24 protein-coding genes are annotated in these 21,517 nt (G+C 49.0%); 6 read left to right on the top strand and 18 right to left on the bottom strand.

The genetic code is table 11. The features are described 5' to 3' along the window. Window positions 1–10: 10 nt before the first annotated feature. The 4 genes from ACXAGL_RS08545 to ACXAGL_RS08530 all read right to left on the bottom strand — a co-directional run bounded on the left by ACXAGL_RS08545 (window position 11) and on the right by ACXAGL_RS08530 (window position 4,035). A complete protein-coding gene (locus ACXAGL_RS08545) occupies window positions 11–2,023 on the bottom strand; it encodes a DUF6449 domain-containing protein (protein ID WP_474990786.1) in 2,013 nt (670 codons plus the stop codon). Beyond that, entirely contained in the window at window positions 1,998–2,897 is a 900-nt protein-coding gene (locus ACXAGL_RS08540; protein ID WP_474990784.1) for an ABC transporter ATP-binding protein, read from the bottom strand. The genes ACXAGL_RS08545 and ACXAGL_RS08540 overlap by 26 nt, the downstream gene beginning before the upstream one ends. Next, window positions 2,890–3,267 carry a GntR family transcriptional regulator gene (locus ACXAGL_RS08535; RefSeq protein WP_474970289.1) on the bottom strand — a complete coding sequence of 126 codons (378 nt, stop codon included), beginning with the start codon at window positions 3,265–3,267 and terminating at the stop codon, window positions 2,890–2,892. Before ACXAGL_RS08535 ends, ACXAGL_RS08540 begins: the two co-directional genes overlap by 8 nt. Before the next feature lie 177 nt (window positions 3,268–3,444). Next, the gene (locus ACXAGL_RS08530) at window positions 3,445–4,035 is read right to left on the bottom strand and encodes a flavin reductase family protein (RefSeq protein WP_474970288.1); all 591 of its coding nucleotides are present in this window, start codon (window positions 4,033–4,035) and stop codon (window positions 3,445–3,447) included. Between the two features lie 136 nt (window positions 4,036–4,171). On the opposite strand from ACXAGL_RS08530, the gene ACXAGL_RS08525 reads away from it, so the two are divergent. Together ACXAGL_RS08525 and ACXAGL_RS08520 are read left to right on the top strand one after the other, a co-directional pair. Next, window positions 4,172–5,587, top strand: coding sequence for an alanine/glycine:cation symporter family protein (locus tag ACXAGL_RS08525; protein WP_474970287.1), 1,416 nt, complete (start codon window positions 4,172–4,174; stop codon window positions 5,585–5,587). Between the two features lie 189 nt (window positions 5,588–5,776). Further along, entirely contained in the window at window positions 5,777–6,358 is a 582-nt protein-coding gene (locus ACXAGL_RS08520; RefSeq protein ID WP_474970471.1) for a CDP-alcohol phosphatidyltransferase family protein, read from the top strand. A gap of 185 nt (window positions 6,359–6,543) precedes the next feature. On the opposite strand, the gene uvsE is transcribed toward ACXAGL_RS08520, so the two are convergent. The 6 genes from uvsE to ACXAGL_RS08490 form a co-directional block, all read right to left on the bottom strand. Continuing rightward, entirely contained in the window at window positions 6,544–7,500 is a 957-nt protein-coding gene (gene uvsE, locus ACXAGL_RS08515) for a UV DNA damage repair endonuclease UvsE (RefSeq protein WP_474990782.1), read from the bottom strand. 135 nt (window positions 7,501–7,635) lie between these two features. Then, complete coding sequence (locus tag ACXAGL_RS08510) at window positions 7,636–8,460, bottom strand: aldo/keto reductase (RefSeq protein WP_474970286.1); 825 nt, start codon at window positions 8,458–8,460, stop codon at window positions 7,636–7,638. A gap of 75 nt (window positions 8,461–8,535) precedes the next feature. Then, on the bottom strand, window positions 8,536–9,372 hold the full coding sequence (locus ACXAGL_RS08505; RefSeq protein ID WP_474970285.1) for an SAM hydrolase/SAM-dependent halogenase family protein: 837 nt from the start codon (window positions 9,370–9,372) through the stop codon (window positions 8,536–8,538). Window positions 9,373–9,451: 79 nt separating this feature from the next. Next, entirely contained in the window at window positions 9,452–9,940 is a 489-nt protein-coding gene (locus ACXAGL_RS08500) for a DUF1189 family protein (protein WP_474970593.1), read from the bottom strand. Between the two features lie 14 nt (window positions 9,941–9,954). Next, window positions 9,955–10,203 carry a YuzB family protein gene (locus ACXAGL_RS08495; RefSeq protein WP_027953290.1) on the bottom strand — a complete coding sequence of 83 codons (249 nt, stop codon included), beginning with the start codon at window positions 10,201–10,203 and terminating at the stop codon, window positions 9,955–9,957. Between the two features lie 25 nt (window positions 10,204–10,228). After that, window positions 10,229–11,167, bottom strand: coding sequence for a bifunctional riboflavin kinase/FAD synthetase (locus ACXAGL_RS08490; RefSeq protein ID WP_474970594.1), 939 nt, complete (start codon window positions 11,165–11,167; stop codon window positions 10,229–10,231). 139 nt (window positions 11,168–11,306) lie between these two features. Between ACXAGL_RS08490 and ACXAGL_RS08485 the strand changes: the two genes are divergently transcribed. Then, on the top strand, window positions 11,307–11,846 hold the full coding sequence (locus ACXAGL_RS08485) for an HD domain-containing protein (protein ID WP_474970282.1): 540 nt from the start codon (window positions 11,307–11,309) through the stop codon (window positions 11,844–11,846). Window positions 11,847–11,882: 36 nt separating this feature from the next. Here ACXAGL_RS08485 and ACXAGL_RS08480 read toward each other — a convergent pair whose 3' ends face one another. Further along, window positions 11,883–13,376 (bottom strand): UDP-N-acetylmuramoyl-L-alanyl-D-glutamate--2,6-diaminopimelate ligase, encoded by a 1,494-nt coding sequence (locus ACXAGL_RS08480; RefSeq protein ID WP_474992349.1) that lies wholly within the window; start codon window positions 13,374–13,376, stop codon window positions 11,883–11,885. Between the two features lie 225 nt (window positions 13,377–13,601). Further along, a complete protein-coding gene (locus tag ACXAGL_RS08475) occupies window positions 13,602–13,934 on the bottom strand; it encodes an ArsR/SmtB family transcription factor (RefSeq protein WP_474970280.1) in 333 nt (110 codons plus the stop codon). Window positions 13,935–14,078: 144 nt separating this feature from the next. Here ACXAGL_RS08475 and ACXAGL_RS08470 point away from each other — a divergent pair, with 144 nt between their 5' ends. Further along, window positions 14,079–14,741, top strand: a complete 663-nt coding sequence (locus tag ACXAGL_RS08470; protein ID WP_474970279.1) for a type 1 glutamine amidotransferase domain-containing protein — start codon at window positions 14,079–14,081, stop codon at window positions 14,739–14,741. A 107-nt stretch (window positions 14,742–14,848) separates the two neighbouring features. Here ACXAGL_RS08470 and ACXAGL_RS08465 read toward each other — a convergent pair whose 3' ends face one another. Continuing rightward, entirely contained in the window at window positions 14,849–15,076 is a 228-nt protein-coding gene (locus ACXAGL_RS08465; RefSeq protein ID WP_474990780.1) for a hypothetical protein, read from the bottom strand. A gap of 147 nt (window positions 15,077–15,223) precedes the next feature. Between ACXAGL_RS08465 and ACXAGL_RS08460 the strand changes: the two genes are divergently transcribed. Continuing rightward, the gene (locus ACXAGL_RS08460; protein ID WP_474970469.1) at window positions 15,224–15,646 is read left to right on the top strand and encodes a VOC family protein; all 423 of its coding nucleotides are present in this window, start codon (window positions 15,224–15,226) and stop codon (window positions 15,644–15,646) included. A gap of 224 nt (window positions 15,647–15,870) precedes the next feature. On the opposite strand, the gene ACXAGL_RS08455 is transcribed toward ACXAGL_RS08460, so the two are convergent. From ACXAGL_RS08455 to ACXAGL_RS08435, 5 genes are all read right to left on the bottom strand, one after another. Next, a complete protein-coding gene (locus ACXAGL_RS08455) occupies window positions 15,871–16,995 on the bottom strand; it encodes an NAD(P)/FAD-dependent oxidoreductase (protein ID WP_474990778.1) in 1,125 nt (374 codons plus the stop codon). Window positions 16,996–17,468: 473 nt separating this feature from the next. Further along, window positions 17,469–17,690: a hypothetical protein gene (locus ACXAGL_RS08450; RefSeq protein ID WP_474970276.1), complete on the bottom strand. Its 222-nt coding sequence runs from the start codon at window positions 17,688–17,690 to the stop codon at window positions 17,469–17,471. 87 nt (window positions 17,691–17,777) lie between these two features. Beyond that, the gene (locus tag ACXAGL_RS08445; RefSeq protein ID WP_474970275.1) at window positions 17,778–18,161 is read right to left on the bottom strand and encodes a carbonic anhydrase; all 384 of its coding nucleotides are present in this window, start codon (window positions 18,159–18,161) and stop codon (window positions 17,778–17,780) included. Between the two features lie 81 nt (window positions 18,162–18,242). Then, window positions 18,243–19,955: a DNA-binding protein gene (locus ACXAGL_RS08440; protein ID WP_474990776.1), complete on the bottom strand. Its 1,713-nt coding sequence runs from the start codon at window positions 19,953–19,955 to the stop codon at window positions 18,243–18,245. A gap of 124 nt (window positions 19,956–20,079) precedes the next feature. After that, window positions 20,080–21,027, bottom strand: a complete 948-nt coding sequence (locus tag ACXAGL_RS08435) for an MBL fold metallo-hydrolase (RefSeq protein WP_474990774.1) — start codon at window positions 21,025–21,027, stop codon at window positions 20,080–20,082. Between the two features lie 133 nt (window positions 21,028–21,160). On the opposite strand from ACXAGL_RS08435, the gene ACXAGL_RS08430 reads away from it, so the two are divergent. Further along, window positions 21,161–21,508 carry a hypothetical protein gene (locus ACXAGL_RS08430; protein WP_474970272.1) on the top strand — a complete coding sequence of 116 codons (348 nt, stop codon included), beginning with the start codon at window positions 21,161–21,163 and terminating at the stop codon, window positions 21,506–21,508. The last annotated feature ends 9 nt before the right edge of the window (window positions 21,509–21,517 follow it).

The raw sequence follows: 21,517 nt of genomic DNA, 5'->3' as shown, positions 1-21,517 counted from the left end.
GATCTCCCCCTTACTCAAAATGCTGACGAACGAAATCGGGAGCATTTTCTTTGGTGAACGTCACAATTTCATTATAGTCTTTGTTGGTATCATCATAATAAAGGGCGACTATATAGGCGCCGTCATCCTGATTGTGTCCGCCTTGAAGCAGAGGCTCTATTTTCTCTTTCCCTTCCACGGCCAGTGGCTCCACGCCCTGTTCCAATAAACGATCAAAGATAAATCTCGGGTAATCCTCGGCGAACTGTTCCTCCGGCCATTCAAACACTTCCGCTTCGGCAATGTCCTCGGGTCCGACCATGAAGTCCTCATATAACCCTTCCTTTTTAAGCCAGGCCGTCGTTTGTTCATATCCTTCATATACGGTCGTTTGATAAGGGTTGGTTATGATTTCATTGGATTCGTCCCTCACACGGAAGGAAATCCATGAATACATGCCGCTTGGATGGGCCATCTCTTCATAAGACTGGCTGCGCAGATCTTCTTTCAAAGCCTTCAACAAGCCGGCCACTTTCTCGTCATCCACGATTGTATGCGGACTTCCTTTCCCATTAGGATCAAGATGGATGCGGTCCACCTGTCCACTCTCCAGCGTTAAAGCTGGATAACGGATGTTTCTACCTTCATCTGTTTCATAAACCGCCTGCCGGGCGGCTTCGATTCTTCGATCACCCGTCTGGTACTGCCGCTGGACCTTCCGACCGTTTTCCAGTTCATAGTTGATAAAGTAATAGTCTTCTCCCATCTCCATAGGTTCACTGTATTCGACAAGGGCTTCATGTAAATTCAGCACCGACTCAATTCCTTCTCCGGAAGTGATAGAAGGGATCGGCGTTCCGGCGTTCTGGTACTGCTCGTATTCACCATATCCCTCACTGATATAAGCTTTCACAACCATTTCCTGTTCTGGAATATAAGTTTCATAGCTCTGCCAGCCATACGGAAGGAGAGCCAGGACAGCACCAGCGCTTCCCGTATAGATAAGCCAGTTTTTCATGAGCCGGATATGGAAGACACGCCATGTCTTTTCCAAAAGCATAGCTGCTGCCATATATCCGAAGGTTCCGCCCAATACCCAGCCAAACACCATCCAGCCGTACAAACTCAGGCTGAGACCGAAATACATCCCTCCAAGCAGCGCGGTGCAGAAGGTGACACCAAACTTGAAGACAGGGCGCAGCGCTGGTACAGTCACAGCTTTTGTGGCCGTTTCCAACGCACGCCTTTGGTAAATGACATAAGAAAGGCCATACATGACGACAGATGCCAAACCGTACGTCCATAAAGAAACTTGGGATAATGGAAGATTGGAGACTTCACCACCGGAAGAGGACGCCGTCAGCACATCTGTGATTGGTGATAAATGCTGGATCGTTTCTTCCTGAGCGATGACGCCTGAAAAACCATTGACTGTCATGTCCAGGTAATAGCTGATCAATAAGTACATCCCGGCAGGAAATAGCAGGAAAATATACGTAATTACTGCATGGACAGCGGATAAACCGGTCAGCGTCCCTACAAAGACACCGGTCATAAATAAAAGGATGGACATGACACAGAAAACAGCGAGCCAGTAGGCGGCATTTCCGATCGTGAAATAACCCGATACGTCCGCGACCCGTGAAGTTACAACTAGAATGATGAAATTCAAGAGAACCGGGACGAGCAGCAGAACAATCCCTGACACCAGATGATGGTTCAAGAGCCTGCCGCGGCTGATCGGTAAGCTATGAGCAAAGTCCGAGGCATCCTTCGTTTGGAGATACCGGAATAAAAAGACAGCCATCAAGACAGGCAGAATCAATAGAAAAACGGCTTGAAGTACAAAGGCGAACATCGAACCGAAGAGCCCTCCGTCATTATCCACCGGTGAAGCCATAGGAGCGGCTGTATTCAAATCCATAAACAACGGCAGCGGAACGAGAAAGAAAAGTCCAAGAAAATAGACGATGCTGATCCACCCTACAGCTCTGAAATCCTGCTTGAATATTTCCTTATTAAACAAGGATGTTTTCGAACGCATATCCGGCACCTCCCATTTCATAAATGAAAATTTCCTCAAGCGTTAACGGCAGGCGGTCATAAACCACAGGATGCCATGACTGAATTTCCTGTGCCACTTCCTTCTCTGTGCCGCGGACGATGAGAACATATACGCTTCCCCGTTTTTCTACATGAAGGACGTCAAGATCTGTTTCATCAGGATCGAACGCATCCTCCTTGAAGGCGGCCTGAATTTTATGCACGTCTTCCTTCAAGTCGTCCAAATCACGTTCCAGCAGGATCTCGCCCTTATGCAGGATGCCGACGTGGTCGCAGATATCCTCCACTTCCTGCAGGTTATGAGAAGAAATCAAAACCGTCATTTCACGTTCAGCCACATCCTGGATAATCAAGTTTCTGATTTTCTGTCTCATGACAGCATCCAGGCCGTCAAACGGCTCATCAAGAATCAATACATCCGGCACCGTGGACAATGCGAGCCAGAACGCTGCCTGTCTCTGCATCCCTTTTGAAAAACGGCTGAGCTTCTGCTTGTCGTCCAGCTCAAACAGCGTTCTCAGCTTTTCGTACCGCTCTTCATCCCAGCCGGGAAACAAGGATCGATAATAGTCCCCCATCTGCCGAATGGTATATTGAGGAAGGAAATACAGGTGGTCCGGCAGAAAAATGAGCCGCTGCTTTGTTTTCGTATTTTCATAAATTCCAGCATTGTCAATATGGACCTGACCGTCGTCCTGCCGCAGGATTCCTGCGAGCATCCGCATCATCGTCGTTTTACCGGCCCCGTTGGACCCAAGCAGCCCGTAGATCGATCCCTTGTTCACATGAAAGCTGACATTGGTTAAAATCTGTTGTTTATCGAACGATTTATCGACGTTTCTCACATCAATCATGACGTTCTCCCCCTTCCACATCCTTTAAAAGTTCAGCAATCTCTTCCCGGCTCATACCTAAATACATCGCTTCTGCAAATAATTTCTTCAACTCTTCCCTCACTTTTTCCAGCTCCTCTTTCCGTCCGTTTTTACTTGAAGGATGAACAAAGCTTCCTTTCCCTTTCAACGAGTAAATGTAGCCCTGGGACTCGAGCTCCCGGTATGCCTTTTGAATCGTATTCGGGTTGATCGTCAACTGCTGCGCCAGTTCCCTCACAGAAGGCAGCTTTTCATCCTCCTTAAGCACATCGTGAATAATCAGCTGCTTCAGTTTGTCGATCAGCTGCTCGTAAATCGGCTTACGGCTCCTGATATCCAGCTCAAACATAGATCCACCTCCGCCTCTTCTGTATTAACTGTATTATTACTACTAATACAGTAGTATACACGTCACTCCATATTTTGAGAAGTCCCGGTTTGAAAAAATAACAACTTCCCACTTTTAGCTGCCGGATCATAAAAAAAGACGGCCGGGTGAAATCCCGGCCGTCTCGATGTTTGTCCATTATTCTCCGTGGGTGGGCAGGGAATAAAACTCCCGGACGTATGTATAATCTCCTGCCATCCTTCCAACAGGTTTCAGTTTATGGGGATCGATCTTATCCACGTCCACATAGACATCGTCCTTCACATGATAACCAACAAGACGGCCGAGCACTAAATGACCGGACCCCACCTCTACAACCTGTGACAGCGCACACTCCATATGCACAGGAGATTCCTTCACTCTCGGAACATTTACAAAATCTCCGGGTTCCGACTCCACGCCGGCGGCATGGAACTCATCTACATCCGGGCTGTGATTTTTACTGCTCTCGTGCATTTGGTCAGCCAGTTGTTCTGTCACAAGATTAATAATGAAGGTTTCGGTTTCCCTTATGTTGACAAGAGTATCCTTCTCCCGTGCTCCATCACCAATGGAAAAACAAAGCGTGACCGGGTCCATGGAAGCCACTGTAAAAAAACTGAACGGAGCCAGATTGGCCACACCATCAGAGCTGAGAGAAGACACCCATGCGATGGGACGAGGGACGACGGCCCCTTTCACCAGCTTACTCATACGATGCTCATGAAACTGATTTTCTCCGATTTTCATCCTGCTTCTCCTCCTTTTCTTTTCATTGTACTAGAATCCATGTTCTTCCACATCATGTAGAGTAATTCACCGTTTAACAGTAAATGGTAAAGGGAATGTATGATTAACATTTAAAAATAGGAAGGAGTTTCTTTTATTGGGAGATTTATGGAGTGCCTTTAAAGATGCATTAGCCACTGTATCCAACTTTTTATGGACATACCCTCTTGCTATTATTTTAATTCTCGGCGGGATCTTCCTCACGTTCCGCATCAAGTTTTTTCAATTCCGCTTCTTCGGCCATGTTCTCCATCAAACCGTGGGCCAGATTTTCAAGAAAAACAAACAGAAAGGAAGCATCACTCCTTTCCAGGCGTTCACATCAGCCCTTGCCTCAACAGCGGGCGCCACAAATATCGTAGGGGTTCCGGTAGCCATATCGCTCGGTGGGCCGGGGGCACTTTTCTGGATGTGGGTGGTAGCGCTTATTGGAATGGCAACAAAATACAGCGAGATTCTTCTCGGGGTGAAATACAGGGAAAAGAATGAAAAGAACGTATGGGTCGGCGGCCCGCAGTATTACATAAAAAAAGCACTCGGCTGGAAATGGGTCTCCACCGCCTTTGCCTTTCTCCTTATGATTGAACTGATACCAAGTGTCATGGTCCAGTCCAATTCCATTGCCACCCAGACCGAAGGAGCCTTTGGGTGGCCGGTGGAAGTTACCGGCGCCATCATGTGCGTGGCTATTGCCCTCGTGGTATTTGGTGGCATTCAGCGCATCGCCAAAGTCACCGATAAAATGGTGCCGGGGATGGTGCTGATTTACCTTGCTGTCTGTTTTTACGTCATCTTTGCCAACATGGGTGAAATCCCTGCCGTCTTTGCTCTTATTTTCCAGCACGCCTTCACCCCTGTTTCCGCTACGGGCGGATTTGCCGGGGCCGCCGTAGCCCAGGCGCTCCGCTGGGGAATTGCGCGCGGTCTTTACTCCAACGAAGCAGGACTCGGGACAGCTTCGATCGCCCATTCTGCTGCTCAGACCGATCACCCTTCCCGCCAGGCGCTGTGGGGGATCTTCAGCGTTTTCGTAGATACGATTCTGATCTGTACCGTTTCCGGCCTTGTCGTGCTCGTTACAGGGGCCTGGACAGAAGTCGATGGCAGCGACGCCTCCAACATGATCAACGTCGCCATCGGCAGTGAGTTCGGCGACGCGTTCGGAGGAAGCTTCATCAGTGTCTTCCTGCTCTTTTTCGTCATTACGACGATTGGAATTCTTGTATTCTACGGAGAGAAGCAGGCGGAATACTTATATGGGCTGAAAGCGGCCAAAGGGATGAGAATCGTTTATATTCTAGCCGTCTTCGTCGGAGCTCTCGGAGGCCTTCAGTTTGTATGGCAGTTCCTTGATCTGCTTCTAGCCCTTGTCCTTCTTGCGAATATCATCCCGCTCCTGTTCCTGCACAAGGAAATCGCGGCACTGACCGATGACTACGTAAACCGGGTGTATAAAAAGAAAACCTCCAAACGGAACATCTCCTTGTTTGAGGAAGAGGAAGATGCCAGCTGAACCCTTCCTGTACGGAAGCCGGCTGACGGGGACTTTTCCCGTCAGCTTTTTTTATGGGCTGTCCTCCGATTGTAAGAAAGCTTACACATGGACCTTTTCAATTCTCTTCCCAGCCCTGATTATGCTATCGTCTAAGAGGATAGGATATTGGATAAACACGCAGGAAAACAACGAAAAGCAGGTGTTCACATGCTCGATACCCACGCCAGGAAATATGTACAGCCTTCCATTGATAAAACCGCCCACTATTTATTAAAACAGGGCCGTTCAGCCGATCAAATCACCATCACCGCTCTATTCATCGGTCTGGGCACCAGTATCCTTTACATGCTCGGCCATCCGGTGGCTGCTGTCGTCCTTTTATGGTTTTCCGGATTTCTCGATGCCGTAGATGGGACAATGGCCCGCCACACGAAAACATCCCCCTTCGGCACCGTGATGGATATTACGTTCGACCGGGTCGTCGAAGTCGGAATCATTCTTGCGATCGCCTACGTGCACCCGGACGTGCTGTGGCCGCTTCTTCTTCTTACCGCCTCCATCATCATTTCGATGACGATTTTCCTTGTCGTTGGAGCTGTGTCTGAAAAAGCAGGGGTGAAGTCCTTCTATTATCAGGCAGGGGCGGCCGAACGGACAGAAGGCTTCCTTTTATTCAGCATTATGATGTTGTTTCCGGATTATCTGCTCTGGTCAACGCTGTTGTTCTTTGCCGTAGAACTATTCACAGGCATCCAGCGTTTTGTGGAAGCAGCCAAAATTCTGAAGTAAGATCCCTCTCCAATACCCGGAGACTTTGACAGAGATAGACGAGAAAAAAGAGCTGCTCTTTTGCGAAGCAAAGAAGCAGCTCTTTTTTGATTGCAGAATAAATGCTCACAAACCTCTTGTCAGTGAATGCTCATCTTAAAAGCAATTCGGTATAAACGGATAGAAGCAGCATGCAAAGGACTGTTTTATAGATCGAGCACGGCCTCTTCTATCCTTTTCACACCTCTGACAGCAGCCATGTCCTCCACCAGCTTCATGAGAGCAAGATCTTTTCCTTTCGCTTCAATCATAAAATCGACCCGCTGGTTCAATGCTTTCAATTCCTTTAGGAGCGGCTGAATAAAATCAGCGTCCACATAATCCGAATGGCTACGGAAAGCATTCTCCGACTTCGGGGAGGAGATGTGGATTTTCGGTGGCACATGCATGCCTTCCCACGTCCGGAAAAAGCGGGGCAGGAGATCCTTCAGTGATTCTTCATCTGTATGATTGGCCCTATAGTGATGATAATCGAACATCATTGGAATGTTGTGTTTTTCGCACACGTCAAGTGTTTCCGATGTGGTGTAGGTTTTATCATCATTTTCAAGCGTCATCTGCTGTTTGACTGGATCCGGGAGCTGCTTGATATTCTCGTGAAAACGGCCGAGTGCTTTAGCTTTATTTCCGTAGGCACCGCCCACGTGAAGGTTGATATGGGCTTCCTCATGCAGGCCCATCGCTTCCAGCATCGCGTAATGATAGGTCATATCCTTGACGGCATTGATCGTGACTTCAGGCCTGTCACTGGTAAACAACGTAAATTGATTGGGGTGGAAACTCGTCCTCATCCGGTGCCTTCTGACAATATCCCCGATTTCCCTGAACAAATACTCAAAGGGTGTAATATAGTCCCACTCCACATCATCATGGGTGGCAAGCGGAATTAAGGAGGAAGACATCCGGTATAGGTGGATCTGCCGGGCCACATTATAGTGGAGAATCCGAATGGTACGGCGCAGATTCATTTCTGCAATCGTATGAAGCTGTTTCAACGCTTCTTCCCGCCCAAGTTTCTCGTAGCGGGCAAAAGTCATCGTTTTTGCAGGCGCGGCCTCCCACAGCGATAGAGCGTGGGATACATAGCCGAAGCGGATGATCATAAACATACTCCTTCTCACAAAATGGTATAGTTCTATCTTCCCCATAATGGAAAAGGTTAATAATGGATTCCACTGTCCGCTATGTTTTTTTCCAATAAAAAGGACGGCCATCGTCCGGCCGTCCTTTTCTCATGATTATCTTACATTCATTTCTGATGGCTTCGGACCTTTACGCTCTCCACGGTCCAATTTGTTGATGGCCGCCATATCGTCGGCCGTCAATTCAAAGTCAAACACATCAAAGTTCTCTTCGATGCGGGATGGTGTCACGGATTTCGGAATGACAACCGTATCGTTCTGCAGGTGCCAGCGGATGATCACCTGCGCTGGTGTTTTCCCATGCTTTTTGGCAATGGACTGAACATCTTCGTTTTTCAGAACTTCTCCCCCCTGCATGAGAGGGCTCCATGCTTCTACGAGGATACCATGATCACGGCAGAAATCCTTCAGCTCATTCTGTGCAAGATATGGATGGCATTCCACCTGGTTGACTGCAGGCTTCACATCGCATTCATCCAATAGACGCTGCAGATGATCGATGTCGAAGTTACAGACTCCGATAGCTTTTACCTTACCGTCTTTATACAGTTTCTCAAGTGCTTTATAGGTTTCAACGTACTCATCGAATTCCGGTGTCGGCCAGTGGATCAAATAAAGGTCCACATAGTCGAGGCCAAGCTTATCAAGAGAAGTTTCAAAAGCTTTCAATGTATTGTCGTACCCTTGGTCTGTATTCCATACCTTTGTCGTAATGAACAATTCATCGCGCGCAACGCCACTCTGGCGGATGGCTTCCCCGACCTGCTTTTCGTTGCCGTAAATGGCTGCTGTATCAATAGAACGATAACCTGTTTCGATGGCTTTTGTTACCGCAGGCACTGCTTCCTTTTCTTCTACCTGCCAAACACCGAAACCGAGCTGAGGCATTTCAATCTGCCTATGTAGCGTAACCGTCTTCATTGTCATTCTCCTTTTCTGCTTAGGGATTTCAAATTGTAGTGTATCATAACGCTTTCATGCGGGCTTCTAATCTGCTCACGGCTTTTTCAATTGTATTTCCCAATTCGATCCTGTCCGAATACCATACGCCTTGGAAAAGGAGCCTTGGTTAATGGCGACGGCCATATGATCGAGCGAATTCACATATAAGAGAGGCTCTCCGATGTGCGTAGCTGCAAAAGAACGGCCGAACGTCACCGTATTGTGATACACCTCCTGGCCATTGTGAGTGATCTGCACATCCAGTTGACTGCCGTAATCGACGCCTGTCTGAAGGAATAACCGACGAGGAATGTTGGTCCATACATTTCCAAACCGCACATCAAGGATATCCAGGATCCCCGATACAGACCCAGGCTGAAGCACGGGCTCTTTCACCGGGAGCTTCACAAGTTCCGCTGGATCAAGAGGAGGACCGATTTCCTCAAAAGAAATCACTCCGGAAGCCAATCTTGCTCCTGTATAGGCGTAAATGTCCCGGCCGTGGAACGTAAACGATTCACCGGAGCGCGGAAGACGGTTGACCCGCTCGTCAATCTCCCTGACCTCGACGATTCCTTCGGCCGCCATTATATGCGTCAACGTTCCGTTGTCCGGTGTAATGACATAATGGCCGGACCCGGTCCGGACCCCGATGCTTCTTCGGGCAGATCCGACGCCAGGATCCACGACAGACACAAAGACTGTTCCTGTTCTCCAATACCCCATCGTCTGCCACAGCCGGTATGAGCCGTCCCATATATGAAAAGGTGGAATGTCATGGGTCAAATCAAAGATGTTCAACGAGTCATCCACTCCATGCGCCACCCCGTGCATGGCACTCACTGCACCATCTCCGAGTCCGAAATCCGATTGAAATACGAGTGCTCCCATTCGCAGAACCTCCATCCTGTTAAATTAGGAACATTCTAAATAATTCATTTGAAAAAAGCAACATAAAAAAGCACTAGTCCTACGAACGGACAGGTGCTTTTGGATAGATGATGATCATCCGGTACATATAAAAGCTGAAAAGAATGAAAAAAATAAGAGCACTGATCACGTTCGGCACCGCTGCATATTTCAGCACGACGCTGAGAATCAACGGCAGTGTGGCAGCATAAGCGGTCAGCTTCCACAGCAGCTGATAGCTCAGTTTTCTCTCAAGGGCCTTACAAAGCAGGAGCGCACCTCCGGCCAATATGGAAACCCCGACAAGGATTAAAAAGACAATCAACAGCGGATAAAAGACGAGGAACTGCACGATGTACATTCCTCTGGATACTTCTGTAACGCTCGTCTCCAGATACATAATCGAAAAAACCATATCCGGCAGGAACAAAGCAAACAGAAGCACAAACAAATAACCGATCGTCTGTGTAATGCCTTTTCTATTCAAATGGAACATCGCCTCTTTTTTTGGAAGGCGCAGACTATTCTTCAACGAATCAAAAAACCCCATGAGTCTCTCCTGCCTTATTCAGCGTAAATGGCCAGTTCTTCTTCAATCTTCGTACGGATTTTCTCCAGGGCGTCTTCGGGTGTTTTTGCGAAAACGCGCTGATTATTGACAATGGCATACGGACGGACGGCACACATGCCGCAGAACGATAAACATTCGTTCATGAGTACAGCGACTTCTGGATATTCGGATTCAATGATGCTTTCGATGTCCAGTTCATTGATCAAGTTGCCGTCACATACTTCAACAACAACGATTCCCATCAGGTGTACTCCTTTCTAAGGTGTATTATTCGGGTAAGCCTAAAATTCGACGGGCCTTCTGCTCATCCTTCTGCATCTGCGTGACAAGGGCATCGACCCCGTCAAAATTCTCCTCGTCTCTCAAGTGCCGTAAAAACTGAACGGTCACTTTCCTGTCGTAGAGATCACCGGAAAAATCCAGAAGGTAAGCTTCGACTTTATAAGAATCACCGTTTACCGTCGGGCGGTAACCGGCACTGATTAATGTGTAATAATATTCAGGAGAATCCTGTACAAGCTTCACAAGACCGAGGTAGACGCCCGGCTTGGCTTTGATGTAGTCATCGATTCCTCCGACATTCAGGGTCGGATAACCAAGCGTGCGTCCAAGCTGCTCCCCTTTTTCAACGAAACCTGTAACTTCATAAGGGCGCCCGAGCATCGCCTGGGCCGCTTCCATCCTTCCGTTGGATACATGCGTGCGGATATCGGTACTGCTCACTTTAGAATCATGAAGCATCACACCGGGTACAATCGATACCCCGGCTCCGATTTCCCCGCACAGCTCTGCCAGTCCTTCCGCGTCAGAGCCACGGCCTTTTCCGAATCGGAAATCTTCTCCTACAATCACATGCTGGATATTCAAGCGGTTCAAATGCTCCAGTACAAATTCATCGGGAGATGTTTTTGCATATTCTTTTGTAAAATGGACGTGATAGTAACGATCTACCCCGAACCGTTCCAGACGGGCCAGTTTATCTTCAAGTGTAGACAACCCATACTTAAAGGATTCCTCGCCGCGCAGCACCCATTTGGGATGATCAGAAAAACCATAAACCGCAATCTTATCTTCCGGACGGGCCAGCTTCTCTGCTTCCTGTAGAAGCGACTGATGCCCCAGGTGTACGCCGTCCATCTTCCCGATAATTAAAACAACGGGCTCTTGATTCTCAGGTGGTCGTCCTTGTACTTCAATCAGTTCCATTAACAAAGCATCCCCTTCAACCTGTTGATTAAACCTTCTAATTATATAATATCCATTCTTATTTAATCAACCTTGGACAGTTTTTGCAATGATTCTGCCCTTGTTCTTCTGTTATGATCAAAAGAAAAGGAGGAAAAGCATGATTGAGCAGGCGGAACGGCTGGCAGCCAGAGCCCACAGAGGGCAGAAACGGAAGAACTCAGCTGACCCTTACATTGTTCACCCGCAGAGAGTGAGTGAAATCCTCAGAGGATGCGGAGCTTCTGAAGCACTTATTTGTGCAGGGTGGCTCCATGATGTCGTAGAAGATACAGAGGTGACCATTGAGGATATTCAGAAGCAGTTTGGTAATCAGGTGACAGAGCTTGTGGCGGCGCATACGGAGGACAAACGGCTTCCCTGGCAGCAGCGCAAACAGCACACCATCAACGTGGTCCGGGACGGCCGTATGGAAATCAAGTCCCTGATTGCAGCAGATAAGCTTGATAACCTGCGCTCCATCCATACGGCCCAGCAGCGCCTCGGGGAAAAGGTGTGGGATAACTTCAACGCGGGATACTCCCAGCAGAAATGGTATTATCAATCGGTCGCTTCAGCTATGTACAATGGTCTCTCCAAACAGGACGCTCCTCCCTTTTTTCAAGAGTACGCAGAACTGGTTGAACAAACGTTTGATTAAAAAAACATCCAGTTCCCAAACAGGAACTGGATGTTTTTATTGAGCCACTCCGGCATAAAAGCTATCTATAATCGCCTCGTCTGAATGAGGGATTTCCTCTCCCTTCACCATCTGCGCATTATTGATGCACCCGCTGGTCAGAAGAATAATATCGCCTTCTCCCCCCAGCTCGAGGGAACGCAGAACGCCTTCCTCCCGCGTGCGGGTCTGATGGACATGCGGAGATTCCGGATGGGAAAATCCTGTGCAGACTTGATCAACGATAATCTGCGGATCGTGGTAGCCGGGATGGTCGACCGTTACGATGATTTCGTCGGCCCGGCCTTCAATCGCCGCTGCCATCTTCGGCATTTTATTGAAATCACGGATGCCGATCCCGGCAATCATGACAATTAAACGGCGGTGTCTCAGCTTTTTCACTTCTTCCAGGAGACGGTTTAAAGCTACAGGCGTATGGGCGTAATCAAGAATCACCTTCTGATTCATTGGAGTATCGATAACTTGGAAGCGTCCTTCCGGTCCCTGCATGGCCGGGAGGACGGAGAGGATGTGATCGATGGTGAATCCAAGGTGAAGAGCTGTGCCGATGGCAGACAGAACATTCGCGACGTTATAGGTGCCGTACACAGGTACCTGTACGTTTTCCGAACGTCCGTACACCTGTAGTGTGAAGGTGGAGCCCGCCTCTGTCACCTCAATGTCTTCCGCTCTGATATCAGCCTCTGGACGGCCTTCTATACTGTACGTCAGCAGCCCTTCCCTTCCCATTGCGAGAAGTTCAGCGGCCATGCCGTCGTCATCGATATTCACGACGCGGTGATCGGCCTGTTTGAAGAGACGCATTTTACACTCCCTGTAGTGGTCGATGGTATGGTGGTATTCCAAATGCTCCTCAGAAAAGTTGGTGTGGATCGCCACATCAAACTGAATGCCTTCCACACGGGATTGATCCAGGGCAATGGAGGATACTTCCATCACGGCTGCTTCATCTCCGTGGGTACGCAGGTCACGGAAAATGCGATGCAGATCCATTGATTCCGGTGTGGTCGGCGTACTTTTTTTATAGGAGAGCTTTCTGCTGGATGTCCAGATTCCTGTCGTTCCGATGGATCCTGCCGGAAGTTCAAGAAGCGTAAGCAGAGACCGCACGTAGGCGGCTACAGTCGTTTTACCGTTCGTACCAGTGACACCAATCGTCTTCAGCTCATCATCGGCTGCTCCATAAAAGTACTTGGAGAAACCAGCCATGGCCGATCGTACATGGGAAGTGACAATAAACGTTGTCCGCGTATAGACCTCACTCATACGCCGGAACAGCTCATCCTCATGCCCAATAATGACATTGGCCCCGCCGGCAATCGCCTCCTCAACATACTCATGGCCGTTGAAGGTTTCTCCTTTTAAACAGAAAAAAGCGGCATCCGGCTGTAGACGTCCGGAATGAAAGGCGAGGGAGGAAACCGTTTGCTCAGTTGGGCCGTAAAGGGCCTCTATATTCAATTGGGGGATTTGATCAAATGAAAGATTCATGTTCATTTTCCTCACTCTTTATATAACTTTATCGTCGTCTTTTTGCAGGTGAACTATGTACGGTTCCTCCGTGGGATTAACGGAAGCTGACCCACTATTTACCGCTCATGGGGTACATACCTTACTACGTACTTTACCCGTTCTTCAAAGACATTGAAACCTTTCTGCTGTATGGCAGGGAAACTGAATCGTTTGAAGGAGAAACATTCCATTTTCATACAATTATCAATTATGCCTGGCATGGCTGATCGTCTGCTGCAGAAGGTCAATGACATGGTCATCATCGTTGGAATAATAAATCGTCGTGCCTGCTCTTCTGTATTTGACCAGCCTTAAATTTTTTAAAAAACGCAGCTGATGAGACACGGTGGACTGTCTTAGGTTCAAATGATCGGCAATTTGGTTGACAGACATCTCCTTCTCGCACAACAAATGCAGGATACGGATTCTCGTTGGATCGCCCAATGCCTTAAACGTCTGGGAAACGACGAATAACGTCTCCTCATCCAGGGGGCTCTGGTCCTCTTCTGTCATCGTTTGTTCCTTTTCGTCAGCCATCCTGCTGCCTCCTTTACCATAGTGAAGAGAAATGTAAATTCATCGTATGTCCCTCTCCTCCTTTTGTCAATGGAGGGAGACGTTTACTCTCCGCCCCTGCCGGGAATTTCTACTGTAGAACCGATAAAGGAGGAACAATCGTTTATGTCTAAAAACGTTCTAATGGTCGTCACGAACCACGACACGATTACGGAAGAACAGTCCACAGGTCTTTGGCTGTCTGAATTCGGAGAAGCCTATAATGAATTTAACAAGCATGGCTACAACATTACTGTCGCCAGTCCAAATGGCGGCGGAATTCCGATCGATCCGAACAGTGTCAGTGACGACGAACCACAGGAAATCCTGGATACCAAACCTCATTTAGAAAATACGACCCCGCTGATCGACGTGGAAGCGGACGATTACGATGCCATCTTCCTCCCAGGCGGACACGGGACGATGTTTGATTTTCCAGATAACGAAAAACTGCAGAAACTGCTTCGAGGATTTTATGAAGATGGAAAAGTCGTATCTGCGGTCTGCCACGGCCCCGCAGGTCTTGTCGGTGCCACATTATCCAACGGCGACCCTCTCGTAAAAGGGAAACGCGTCAGTGCTTTTACAGACGCGGAAGAAGCAGAAACAGGCCTTGATGAGCATATGCCTTTCCTATTGGAGAGCCGCCTGAGCGAACTTGGTGCACAAGTCCGAAATGGGGCCAACTGGGCAGAGCATGTAGAAGTAGACGGACGCTTGGTTACCGGGCAGAACCCTCAATCCACAGAAGCCGCAGCCAAAGAAGTCGTAAAACAGTTAAATCAGTAAGAAATAAGGGATCCTGATTCAGGGTCCCTTTCGGCTGTCCAAAAAGAAGGATGGAGACATGGAAAAAGCTTGTAGAAAAACATGGTGTTTTTCTACAAGCTTTTCCCTTATTGGTCCTCTCCTGGTGGGTGGAACAAATAGTGGTACAGCCGGCGGGAGAGAACCCCGAAAGTGATCAGCCAGAACACGAGGAGCGCTGCCGCCCCCGCCCCCTTCAGGAATGTCCATCCTGTAAGAAAGGCGAAAAGGAGTCCTGCTGTCAGCACCGCTGTAGAAAAGATAAACAGCAGGATGGAAAGCAGAACTTTCATACTGTGACTAATCCAGGCAGGCATGAACTTTCACCTCCTGCTCTACAGTATGTATTTTTTCCAAATCAGCTTGTACGTTTTAGTGGACAACGGATAAAAAGGGCAGATGCCTGCCGCACATCCGCAGCTGTGCTACAATAAACGCACGCAGATTGTAAAGGAGAATCCATGTTGGAAAAAAGACTCGACCATATCGGCGTTGCCGTACGCCTTATTGAAGAAAGCATTACATTCTACACAGAGGTTTTAGGCGGAACCCTGATTGACCGCTATCGAAATGAAGCCGAAGGCGTGGAAAGTGAAATTGCTGTGATGGATGTGCACGGCAGCCGCACAGAACTGCTGATGCCGACGAATAACACCACCTCGCCGATCGCCCGCTTCATTAAGCAGAAAGGCAAAGGCGTCCACCACGTAGCCTACGAAGTGGAGAACCTGGATGAAGCCATAGAAGAGGTTCATGCTCAAGGGATACGCACCCTGGAATGGTCCCGGAGAACAAACAAGCACGGAAGACGGCTCATTTATCTGAATCCCGCCGACACCGAGGGCACCATCATTGAATACTGCGACTATCCGAACAAGCAGGAATGATAAAAAAGACAGGGAACCTCTTGGTCCCCTGTCTTTTCAACTTGTAAAGAAACCACGTTCTTGTCCAGTGCCTCTAAAAGCCTCAGCAGCGCTTGTTCACAAACATGACCTGTCTCACACAAACGACAGGTTCCATTGAGTCTGCGAAGCTGTGCTCAATGTTCTCCCGCTGAACATGTCTCTCCACACGATATACGGACAACTTTGACTGAATACACGGTCTTTTACGCTTCTTCCAGTGCTTCTGCCACGCTGTAGTCTTCTGCATCCAATTCTGTATCACGTCCGAGGGCCATCCTGGCAAGCTCTGCGCCAAGATAGGGGCCGGAGGTAAGACCGGAAGCCCCGAGACCATTGGCCGTCAGCACGCCTTTCCATCCAGGAATCCGGCCAAACACCGGCAGAGAACCCGGCGTAAACGGCCGGAACCCGACACGGCTTTCCACAAAAGTACTGTCTTGAAGACCAGGAGCCACCTCCAGAGCCTTATCTAAAATATAATGAAGGCCTCCGGCTGTCTGACGCTGATCGAATCCGGCATCTGTCTCGTGCGTGGCTCCAACAATCATACGTCCCCCACCAAAAGACAACATATATTGGTTGTTCGGCGGCATAACTACCGGCCAGTCCGCGGTTTCCGTACCTTCTACATCCAAATGGACAATCTGTGCCTTCTGGGGACGGGAAAGGAACTGGATCCCGAGCGGCTGGAACAACGGCTTCGCCCAGGCGCCTGCGGTGACGATCACTTCATCCGCTTCCAGCTTCCGTCCGTTCACTTCCACGCCTGTCACGGTATCCCCTTCAAAAGTGAGGGAGGCATCGCCATGCATCATGACGGCTCCACGCTTTTTTGAAGCTCGGATTAATGCGTCACGGAGCGCGCGGCCGTTGACACGGGCCGCGCCACTGACATGAACCGCTTCATAGCTTTCCTCTGATAACAGAGGGAAATAGGTGCGTGTTTCTTCCGGCGAAAGTCGTGTGATTTCACCGATTTCCGGTGCATCCTCCCTCCGTTTTTCCGCCCGTTCAATGGTCTTCTCCAGTTTTTCCGGGTTGGTGTGCAGGCTGACCGCTCCCACTTTTTTATAACCGGTCTCGTGCTCGCCATCCGCTTCCAACTGCTGGATCAACTCAGGATAATACCTTGCGCCGCCTTTGACGAGACGGTACCACCGTTGATTCCGGCGCTGTGCGAGCCACGGACAGACAATGCCTGCAGCGGCTTCTGTGGCCTGGCCCTCATCCTTCCGGTCCACAATAGTGACGTCCGCCCCTTCTTTGATCAGATGGTAAGCGGTCGAGGCTCCTAAAATACCTGCTCCTACGATGATATATCTCTTCATAACGAACTCCTTTTTACGCTCATTGTCTGCATCTATTGTATAGGACAATGCGCCGGGACTCAAATCTCTCCATAGAAAAAGGCGTCTCCTTGTGAGACGCCTTTTTCTGTGGAGAAACCTTTTTTCCAGTGCCTCCAAAGGAGTGGTCATGGATAGAATCTTCCCACGCAGGCGGCCGTAACGCAGCCTGTCCTTTTGAAACGGCGAAGCAGCTATGCTCAACGTTCTCTTTTGTCATAGGATAAAGCTGTCTTCCCACAGGCATCGGCACGTGGAGCGTTCAGTGGTGACGTCTGCGGGAACAGCGCGAGCCGAAGATCCACTTGGTCCAATGGTTTTCTTGACCAAGTCAGCTGAGGCCGTGCCCGCGGCAGGCATCCACCGAAAGAAGAACGTGCCCTCTCAACATGACATACGGACAACTCTAACTGGATAACACGGACTTTTCTACAGCCTGAGACGCCTTTTCCCAGTCATTCCGCTGTGTGTGTACATAAGTAGCGATAGCATTGCTCCAAGGTACTTACACAGTCATGGATGCCGACGCTTTCAATCTCAAAGAGTGAAAAAGCATTCAGCGTGACGGTGTAGGAAGCGATGGTGACGGTTGGACAACCCTCTGTCAATTTCCTTAATTCCAAAAAAATCGGATCGTGCGCGCTGCCAACGAAGTCAAATCCATTCACCTGCTCCATTTCCCCACTCCTTACCGTATCAAATGTATAACCGCGGGCCGATCCCCCGTTGTACGGTATACATTCGATGCGGGGAAGGAAAATCCTCTATCCTACAACGACTTCCACTTCCCATTGATCATTCACATACAGACCGATGACTTCTACACCGAAGCCCCAGGACTTCACAAGGTCGACAGACTGTTTGATCTGCCCTTCCTTCACTTCACGATCGACTGGGTTTCCGGCACAATTATGGTGGCCGACAACAGCGACAACATTGGATCCATGATTATCGGTGGAGATGTTGATTTTTGTTTTCACAGCAGCCAGCTGCTCTTCTGATCCTTCCAAAAGGAACTTCGTCGGGCCGGCTTCTGTAATCATATCGATGTAGGCTGTATCGTATTTTTTCTGCATCCAGTAAATAACCGGCAGCTGTACTCTTCCATCCATACAGTTGATAGCGGTGGCAAACGTTTTTTCAGACATAAAAATTCCTCCTCATTTTTTCTATGTTTTCTATCTTATCATAAAGAAAAAACAGCAGGAGGCCAAACCCCTGCTGCCTTCTTAATTGCTGATGCCTTCGATCTGCATCGTTTCCACCGTACCGGTTCCATTTTCCCGGATACGCGCTTCAAGATCCACCTGATCTCCTTCTTTCAGGAAGATCGATAACGGAGCCTTGCTGGTCGTAACGGTATATATAGTCGTTTCTCCTTCAAGGAGGAACTGCACCGACTGTCTGGATTCAGTGGAGGTTACGAGTACACGTTTGATGACGCCGCTCTTCTCCGTGAGGTCCACTTCCTGACTGCCTTCCACATTGCTTGGGTCCTGGGCAATCTGGAGACGGTAGGCGTTCAGCGTCTGTTTGGCCGTATCCCCGAAGACAGCAAAATCAGAATCGGCGGCCTTAATGTAGGCGTACTGCTTAAAGAGGCCGTTCGGATCCAGAACGTTGACAATCCACGTCGGGTGTCCGTCCACGTTGTAAAGCACCGGCATCGTTCCGGTCCAGTTTTTCTCTGGATACTGCTTGTTCACGATCTGCACTGCCCCTTTACTGTCCATGATCCCCTGGTTCTGCTGACCGTTGTAATACGTCAGTTCACCAGTACGGGCATCAATCAATGTATAACCAAGGGCTGAATCGATGTTTTCTTTCGGTGAAGCCATATCCGTAAAGTAGTACATGGCCCCGTTCTCATCGAATATCGGGGTCACACTGCTCTCTGTTCCGGATTCGTTCGGGATTTTCACATCTTTTTTACCAAAAATGGAGTTCAACCATCCGTTGATGTACTTCCCGAAGTATTCATTCTCCGTGGCAGCCAGTTCGGAACTGACCGATCCTTCAACAAATTCCGGCGCTTCTGAAGCTGGATAGGTTTCCACATCGCCGGTCACCGGGTCTACAACGGCGACTTTGACTTCCTGCATATCCGGCCGGTTGGAAAAGAACAGCGGTTTGTAAATCGTCTGTACGTACCATGGCTTCCCTTCATCATCCACTTCAATCTGGGCTTCCCCGCTTTGAATGTGGTCCGGGTGGGCACTGTAAACGACGCGCTGGACGTTATGGTTGAAATAACTCGAGTTGGTATACTTCATTTTGCTTTGGACGAACTCAGGCTGGGCATTAATGTTCGTCGCTGCGATCGTGAAGTATCCTTCCGTCTCATTTCCCCGTACATAGCGCCAAAAGCTTGAGAATTCCACTGGAGCGACGTAGACGATATCCCCGTCCACCTGCTGGGCCTGAAGCTTTCCAAGATCATAAAACTGGGTGTTCGGGACGACACTCATCGCTTTCTGCACTTTGTTACGGGCCGATTCAGGCGCGACAGAAATCGGTGTATTTTCCTCATTCAATGGGCGGGCCTCCGCCTCCTCCGATTTGGCGATCGAATCATGGCTGTCCTGCAGGGCAAAAATACTGTAGACGAATACGCCTACGATTAAAACAGCGGTCACAAGAACAATGACGCCCGATAACGAGCGGTGCATCGTCTGATACTGCACAGGCACCTTGGCTCCGCCATAAACAAGCGGCACGAACAGGATGGCGGTAATACTGTTCAAGATCAGCATATTCGGAATCGTAATGGTCGGCATGAACGCATAGGCAATCGCGAACATGAGGATAAAGCCGAAAATAAATACGCCGGCGGCTGTCCTCATAATCTTCTTTCTTCTCATACGGTTTTTCCAATAGACGATGAACGTCAGGATGAAAAATAAAATAAAAGATAATAGAGCTGTAATCAGCATTCCTATCATAAAAGTCAGAACTCCTTTCTATGTCTACAGCTTATTTACGTATCCGCCCTTCTTTGGTTTCAAAAAGTTTTCCGAAGGACGGATAGAGGAAGCGCCCTTGATCTATCCAACGAAGATCAAGAGGTCAGACATTTTGTTTTTGGAGATAATCCGCAAGACCCATGGCACACACTTCAAAATCGAGCTGAAGCAGTTGGTATACCGGGTGATCATCGGGAACGCCATTTCGGTTGAGGTAGGCGGACACACGCAGATGAAGCCGCTTCTGTATTCCTTCTATGCCTTCTCCTTGTTCCAGAGCGTCCTTCGCTTCACTTACGAAAACAGGAATCCATTTCTTCACTTGATCAAACGCTTGTTCAGGATCCTCCGACGCCCCGTAATGACCGAAATACAAGCGTTCGGGTTGAAGGCTCTCCATCTTTTCGATCGAGGAAATCATCACGTCCGGATCAAATTGATTGGGAGAGGTTGTAGGAAGGAAGAACGGTTCCATCCGGTCCTCCACGTGGTGATAACGTATCCCTGCGGTATCACCGGTGAAAAGCCCTCTGCTTCGTGAATCGTAGACGGCGAGATGGTGGCCGGCATGACCAGGGCTGTCATAGAACGTCAATGTCCGGTGATCTGACAGCTTCAAAGTCTCCCCCTCTTCCATTACAACCAGCCTTTCGTCCGGAACAGGAAGGACAGGGTCGAACAGCTGATCAAAAACATCCCCGTACACCATACGGGCTCCCTTCACCAGTCTGGACGGATCGGCCAGGTGGCGTTTCCCCTTCTTATGGACAATCACCTCAGCGTTGGGACATTCCTTCAAAAGCAGCCCCACCCCGCCGGCATGGTCCAGATGAATATGAGTCAAAATGATCGACGTCACATCCTCCGGACGGATCCCCAGATCTGATAGTCCAGCCAGCACATATGGAATGGATGGGCTCGGTCCGGTTTCAATCAACACCGGAGACTCCTCTTTGAATACATATGTACCTGTACGTCCCTCAAAGCCTAAATCATAACCGTCAATCAGATACAGATCCTCCCCTAATGCTGTGGGTGCTTTCTTTTCCAATCGGCTCACCTCTCCCTTAGATTTATCTTCAGTTTACTAGAAGTTTCCATAAAATGATAACGTTTTCTTGTGTAGAGAAAGAGTCACAAAAATGGGCTGGGTGAATATCATGGGTGGTGAGGAGTTGGTTTCAATGACTGAAGAACGTCATCCACAAACCCCTTCCAAACCGGGGTACAGCGATTGTAAAAAGATGAAGCACTTTCACGTGATGGTCGAGATGGAGGATGGCCGGTCCTTTGATGGGATCCTCACAGACGTTTCCGGAGACAGCTTCACCATCCTGATCAGCGAAGACGTCGTCGTCGATGAGCAAGGACAGGTGATGGATGAGCGCCAATATGGATATAGACGCAGAAGGGCCCGCCGGTTCCGAAGAGGCATTTATCCGATTGCCGGTCTCGCCACCTTAGCTCTGTTCCCTTACGCCTTCCGTCCGTATCCCTATTACTACCCTTATCCATATCCATACTATTACTAAGGGAATCAC

The organism is Halobacillus sp. ABA4_118 (genome assembly GCF_056160205.1).
The sequence above is the reverse complement of the archived record's forward strand: the minus strand, read 5'-3'. Positions and strand labels throughout refer to the sequence as shown.

Bases quoted from the DNA above. Each gene is read 5' to 3' on its own strand.
- ACXAGL_RS08430 (WP_474970272.1), top strand. From the start codon at position 21,161: ATGACTGAAGAACGTCATCCACAAACCCCTTCCAAACCGGGGTACAGC.
- ACXAGL_RS08530 (WP_474970288.1), bottom strand. From the start codon at position 4,035: ATGAAAATCGGAGAAAATCAGTTTCATGAGCATCGTATGAGTAAGCTG.
- ACXAGL_RS08470 (WP_474970279.1), top strand. From the start codon at position 14,079: ATGTCTAAAAACGTTCTAATGGTCGTCACGAACCACGACACGATTACG.
- ACXAGL_RS08545 (WP_474990786.1), bottom strand. From the start codon at position 2,023: ATGCGTTCGAAAACATCCTTGTTTAATAAGGAAATATTCAAGCAGGAT.
- ACXAGL_RS08540 (WP_474990784.1), bottom strand. From the start codon at position 2,897: ATGATTGATGTGAGAAACGTCGATAAATCGTTCGATAAACAACAGATT.
- ACXAGL_RS08450 (WP_474970276.1), bottom strand. From the start codon at position 17,690: ATGGAGCAGGTGAATGGATTTGACTTCGTTGGCAGCGCGCACGATCCG.
- ACXAGL_RS08505 (WP_474970285.1), bottom strand. From the start codon at position 9,372: ATGGGAGCACTCGTATTTCAATCGGATTTCGGACTCGGAGATGGTGCA.
- ACXAGL_RS08455 (WP_474990778.1), bottom strand. From the start codon at position 16,995: ATGAAGAGATATATCATCGTAGGAGCAGGTATTTTAGGAGCCTCGACC.
- uvsE (WP_474990782.1), bottom strand. From the start codon at position 7,500: ATGATCATCCGCTTCGGCTATGTATCCCACGCTCTATCGCTGTGGGAG.
- ACXAGL_RS08440 (WP_474990776.1), bottom strand. From the start codon at position 19,955: ATGATAGGAATGCTGATTACAGCTCTATTATCTTTTATTTTATTTTTC.
- ACXAGL_RS08465 (WP_474990780.1), bottom strand. From the start codon at position 15,076: ATGCCTGCCTGGATTAGTCACAGTATGAAAGTTCTGCTTTCCATCCTG.
- ACXAGL_RS08490 (WP_474970594.1), bottom strand. From the start codon at position 11,167: ATGGAACTGATTGAAGTACAAGGACGACCACCTGAGAATCAAGAGCCC.
- ACXAGL_RS08475 (WP_474970280.1), bottom strand. From the start codon at position 13,934: ATGGCTGACGAAAAGGAACAAACGATGACAGAAGAGGACCAGAGCCCC.
- ACXAGL_RS08495 (WP_027953290.1), bottom strand. From the start codon at position 10,203: ATGGGAATCGTTGTTGTTGAAGTATGTGACGGCAACTTGATCAATGAA.
- ACXAGL_RS08480 (WP_474992349.1), bottom strand. From the start codon at position 13,376: ATGAATCTTTCATTTGATCAAATCCCCCAATTGAATATAGAGGCCCTT.
- ACXAGL_RS08445 (WP_474970275.1), bottom strand. From the start codon at position 18,161: ATGTCTGAAAAAACGTTTGCCACCGCTATCAACTGTATGGATGGAAGA.
- ACXAGL_RS08500 (WP_474970593.1), bottom strand. From the start codon at position 9,940: ATGGGGTTTTTTGATTCGTTGAAGAATAGTCTGCGCCTTCCAAAAAAA.
- ACXAGL_RS08535 (WP_474970289.1), bottom strand. From the start codon at position 3,267: ATGTTTGAGCTGGATATCAGGAGCCGTAAGCCGATTTACGAGCAGCTG.
- ACXAGL_RS08520 (WP_474970471.1), top strand. From the start codon at position 5,777: ATGCTCGATACCCACGCCAGGAAATATGTACAGCCTTCCATTGATAAA.
- ACXAGL_RS08510 (WP_474970286.1), bottom strand. From the start codon at position 8,460: ATGAAGACGGTTACGCTACATAGGCAGATTGAAATGCCTCAGCTCGGT.
- ACXAGL_RS08485 (WP_474970282.1), top strand. From the start codon at position 11,307: ATGATTGAGCAGGCGGAACGGCTGGCAGCCAGAGCCCACAGAGGGCAG.